Origin of the sequence: Methylotetracoccus oryzae, assembly GCF_006175985.1 — a bacterium.
GTDB lineage: Bacteria > Pseudomonadota > Gammaproteobacteria > Methylococcales > Methylococcaceae > Methylotetracoccus > Methylotetracoccus oryzae.
Map to the genome: position 1 here is coordinate 1 of NZ_SRSH01000039.1, position 3,716 is coordinate 3,716.

Sequence of the window (3,716 nt, forward strand, 5' to 3'; positions counted from 1 at the left end):
GGGTCTGCTTCTTCTTCTGGTCATAGGCCAGCGAGGCGAAGGTCGTCTGTTTCATCCGGTCACCGCGTTCACGTGCTCTGTTGGCGATAGCTTACCAGCCGCATTTGTTCAGAGGCTCCTTAATGGAGCCTGGCACCTTTGATTAACCTTTGAGGTCGTGCAAGCGGTGCGCCCCTTGCTTTTGCGTCGGATTCCACAACCACCGGCCATTGAGAACTGTCGATGTCTGAATCCCTCCGCGAGTCTCTGCGCTCTTTCTCGGAAGCGGCCGAGATTCACTTTGCAAAGGTGCTGACGCATGCCGGGATGGAGGTTAAGGACGACTTCACCGCCGACATTTTCGGAGGGCCTGACTTCTGGGACCCAGACTACTTCTGGAAGCAGCTTTCGGAAGGCCTGCAGAAACAAGCGCTATCCCTCATCGACAAGGCCCTGCCGCTTTGCGCAGCGCTTGCCGATGCTGCTCGTTCTTCGGCGCTTACAGGAACAGAGGATATTCATGATGTCAAGGTCGCCGCCAAGGCACTTAGGGCATCGCTTAGACTGCGAAAATTTCAGTATCAGCGCGCTGACGTAGTGCATGACGAGGGCACCGTACTAGGTTTTCAGCCCGCACAGCAGTCAGAGTCGTCCAGTGTCTCGCCTTCCCGTGCTCTCGAGGACCTCAGAAACTCAGTGGCGGACTTGAATGCAGTTCTCCGGCTCGTCGAAGCGGCGCCACCTAAGAGCACTCGCTCTGGCTCGGCTACCGAAGCGGCACGATATACAGCAGGGACCGCGTTCATCATGATGTGGATGGATCCCGAACGTCCCGAGCTCACCGACGTGGCTGATACCGTCAGGGCAGTCTTCCGAGAATTCGGAATCCGGGCGTTACGCGCTGACGACATTGAACATGAAGGTGTCATAAGCGAGCGCGTACTCAACGAAATCCGCACCTCTGAGTTCCTCTTCGCAGATCTGACTGGAACCCGGCCGAACGTCTACTATGAGGTTGGTTTCGCCCATGCACTTGACAAGCGCGTGATTCTCTTCCGCAGGGCTGGAACAGAAATCCACTTTGACTTGGCGGCTTATAACTGCCCTGAATACGACAACCTGCGAGATCTGAAAGAAAAGCTCACGAAGCGCCTCATAAGCGTAACGAACAGGAATCCCACCGATCTCAGAAAAATCTAACCGTAGGTACAGTACATCAGAGAAATATCAATTGGAGACATGAAGTTTCCATGTTTCTGTCCTGCGGCATGCGTTGTTGCGTTAGCGGAGAAAGCGGGTCAGGCGAAAAATTAGGGGAAAATAGTGAACGACCCTATTGAGCGAAAATAGGCGAAAATAGGCGAAAATAGGCGAAAATAGGCGACAGACCACGGTTTTCTTGTGGGTAGGACTGCGGAAAAGGGAGGGGCGGCGCAGATTCAGCGATTAGGGAAAGGCGGGGGTCAGTTCGTGACTTTGCACATAGAACACGTCTTGCTGGGCTTTCGCATTCCCTGCCGCGATTTCTTCTGTATCTCTAAAATGGAGGTACAAGGGACCAGGCTCATTGTTCGGCGATTACGTTTCCGATTCGCGGAGCATGGCGCTCACAGCCGCTTCCAATGGCTCGAGCTGCTGCTTGATCACGCGGTCCACGGTAGCCGGGTCAATGTGACCCAAGTAGTCGTGCACGAGGATGTTTCGAAAACCGCTGATTTGCTTCCAGGGGATTGCCGGGAGCGCTGCTTCAAGGCCTCCGGCAGTTGCTGGGTCGCTTCGGAGAGGGTTTGTAGGTTGCGCAGGGCGGCATCGTAGAGCACTTCGTCCTGCGAGAGATCGCCGCGGGATTCGATGCGCCGGATCCTGGCGATCGTGTCAACGATGTGCTCGGCGTAAGCCTGCCAGCGTTTGGTCACAGATCGACTGCCTCCGCCAGCACCTGGGGTCGTAGGTGGCGGTTCAATTCATGTTCCGGGATCAACTCGACGCGACGACCGGTCAGGTCCGCCAGCCGTTCGGTCAACGGTAGGCGCTGGCCGAAAAAATCATATCCAGGAGAAAAGTCGACCAGGAAGTCGACATCACTGTCGGGACGCTCCTCGCCGCGAGCAACCGAGCCGAACACGCGAATGCGGCGCGCCCCAAACTCCCGAGCCAAGTCGTGGATGGCTTCGCGTTGGGCGCGGAGGCGATCGAGCACAGTGGACATGAGAACTCCCTGGGGCAGCACGACCGTGCACGGAAAACGTGCCCTTAAAAATACGGGGTCAGTTGTGGCTTGGCAATGCCGCGTACCTTTAGTGGCGTAAAAAGGGGCCAAGCTCACATTTCGCGTGGCGTATGCCATGTTCCACGCATGCCACGCCGGACGCGCATTCACCTCGCAGGCCTGCCGCTGCATCTGGCGCAGCGGGGCCACAATCGGGAAACCTGCTTTTTTGGCGACGAGGGCGCTATCAGCGAACCGAGGGGACCCACGATGAGTTGTCGCGAGAGAATCACCATCGAGCCCGTCAAGCGTGGAGGCCAGCCCTGTATTCGCGGTCTGCGTATCTCGGTGTACGACGTGCTGGAACAGTTGGCAGCCGGCCTGTCACCGGAACAAATCATCGAGGATTTTCCGGAACTGGAAGTCGATGATATCCGCGCCGCTCTGGCGTTCGCCGCGGACCCCGAACATCGGGTGCGAATAGGGGATCCGCTATCATTTTGCCCGTTCTCCTCGCGGACTATTCAGGCCCAACTCATCCAATGCTTCCGATCGGCATGCCTTGGGCGACGCGCTAGCCGCTAACTTTGCGCGGCGAGGAAGGGGTTGAACACGTCTACGCCAAAGCATCTGAAATCCGCGACATTGCGTGTCACCACGGTGAATTTGTGCACTCGCGCAGTCGCCGCAATCATGGCGTCCTCATACAGTGTATCGGAGGTACGGTGCATCAGGCGTGCCCATTCGCGGAACGTCGTCGCATCCATCGGTACCACGTTAAATGTCGCGGAAACCGCTCCAAGCCACAGTTCAAGCTCTGAGGCCTTAGGCTCATCCTGTTCTCTCGTGATCTCGATCCCGGCTTGAATCTCGCCAATCGTCACAGCCGAGACATGCAGGTCGGAGTCGGCGATACCTTCGATCCATTGCACGACGCCCCCATGAGGCTTGGGTTTGCGAAGTTCCGATACGACGTTCGTGTCCAGCAAGTACACCGCGCTCACCGAAAGGCAACAGGGGGGCGCCGACGAGCGTTACCGCGTGCGGGAATAGGTAATTCGGCACGCGCTTCGCTGGAAAGCAGCAAGTCCTTGAGCGTGGGCCTCGCGGCAGTCTGGAGTCTTCGCCACTCTTCGGCTGGTACCAGCACCGCGGCTTCGACCCCGCGTCGGGTCACCATCTGCGGTCCTTCAGTCAAGCACTTTTCAAGAAACTCGCTGAACCTGGCTTTCGCATCTTGTACGGGCCATGTTTGCATCTGACCATCACCCTCGCTGACTAGTGTGGTGACTAGTCTAGCATGGTGAACGGGACCACGTTCAACTGTCTCATCCGGTGAAATCTGCGTCGCGGTTCCCGTTTCCGGATAGGTCGGGGTCCGACGTGATGGGTGGTAGCCCTGTCTGCAATGCCGTTAAGTTAAGGCTACTTGTACTGTCGGCGAGGTCGTGGGTTGAGGCGATGGAGGGGTCTTGGTGCTGTTCGGCCCGGTCGTCGTAACTCCAGGGTATTTCCGGCCAGTTCCAGT

6 protein-coding genes and 1 pseudogene are annotated in these 3,716 nt (G+C 57.4%); 2 read left to right on the forward strand and 5 right to left on the reverse strand.

The features are described 5' to 3' along the window. Positions 1–222 precede the first annotated feature (222 nt). Positions 223–1,179, forward strand: a complete 957-nt coding sequence (locus BWR02_RS20700; protein WP_139559811.1) for a TIR domain-containing protein — start codon at positions 223–225, stop codon at positions 1,177–1,179. Between the two features lie 378 nt (positions 1,180–1,557). Here the strand turns inward: BWR02_RS20700 and BWR02_RS20705 are convergent. Both BWR02_RS20705 and BWR02_RS20710 read right to left on the reverse strand, forming a co-directional pair. Next, positions 1,558–1,895: pseudogene (locus BWR02_RS20705) on the reverse strand (HepT-like ribonuclease domain-containing protein). Continuing rightward, positions 1,892–2,188, reverse strand: a complete 297-nt coding sequence (locus BWR02_RS20710; RefSeq protein WP_139559812.1) for a nucleotidyltransferase family protein — start codon at positions 2,186–2,188, stop codon at positions 1,892–1,894. Before BWR02_RS20710 ends, BWR02_RS20705 begins: the two are co-directional and overlap by 4 nt. A 270-nt stretch (positions 2,189–2,458) precedes the next feature. Here BWR02_RS20710 and BWR02_RS21570 point away from each other — a divergent pair, with 270 nt between their 5' ends. Further along, entirely contained in the window at positions 2,459–2,773 is a 315-nt protein-coding gene (locus tag BWR02_RS21570; protein WP_139559813.1) for a DUF433 domain-containing protein, read from the forward strand. Here BWR02_RS21570 and BWR02_RS20720 read toward each other — a convergent pair. The 3 genes from BWR02_RS20720 to BWR02_RS21415 form a co-directional block, all read right to left on the reverse strand. Continuing rightward, entirely contained in the window at positions 2,770–3,183 is a 414-nt protein-coding gene (locus BWR02_RS20720; protein ID WP_139559814.1) for a type II toxin-antitoxin system VapC family toxin, read from the reverse strand. The two genes, BWR02_RS21570 and BWR02_RS20720, sit on opposite strands and share 4 nt — an antisense overlap. A 5-nt stretch (positions 3,184–3,188) precedes the next feature. After that, a complete protein-coding gene (locus BWR02_RS21750) occupies positions 3,189–3,446 on the reverse strand; it encodes a type II toxin-antitoxin system Phd/YefM family antitoxin (protein ID WP_139559815.1) in 258 nt (85 codons plus the stop codon). A gap of 70 nt (positions 3,447–3,516) precedes the next feature. Beyond that, a partial coding sequence (locus BWR02_RS21415; RefSeq protein ID WP_236102487.1) for a hypothetical protein occupies positions 3,517–3,716 on the reverse strand: 200 nt, incomplete at its 5' end.